This is a genomic window from Undibacterium sp. TC9W, assembly GCF_049339865.1.
In the GTDB taxonomy this organism is placed as follows: domain Bacteria; phylum Pseudomonadota; class Gammaproteobacteria; order Burkholderiales; family Burkholderiaceae_D; genus Undibacterium.
The window spans coordinates 1-273 of the sequence record NZ_JBMPPJ010000091.1; the positions used below are offsets into that span (position 1 = coordinate 1).

1 pseudogene is annotated in these 273 nt (G+C 54.2%); it reads right to left on the reverse strand.

Annotated features, from left to right (window positions below):
• Window positions 1-127 precede the first annotated feature (127 nt).
• Window positions 128-273, reverse strand: a pseudogene (locus tag ACO0LN_RS30365) (transposase); the annotation flags it as partial.

Genomic DNA, 273 nt, shown 5'->3' on the forward strand with positions numbered 1-273 from the left:
CTGGAAAGACTACCGTTACAGCCATTCAGCCGCATCAACGAATTACTTCCTCATCACTGGCAACCAGCTCCATAATTTCCAGCATCACTAATGTGCTAGGTCAAGGTGTGACGGCCGGGCGCTTACGCTGAATACGGGTCTGTGGGTATTCGGCAGCAATGGCGTCAGGGAAGCCTTTCAAGCCATCGACACAGGCGATCAGGATATCCTGCACGCCCCGGCTCTTGAGTTCTGTCAGCACGGACAGCCAGAACTTGGCACCTTCATTCTCCG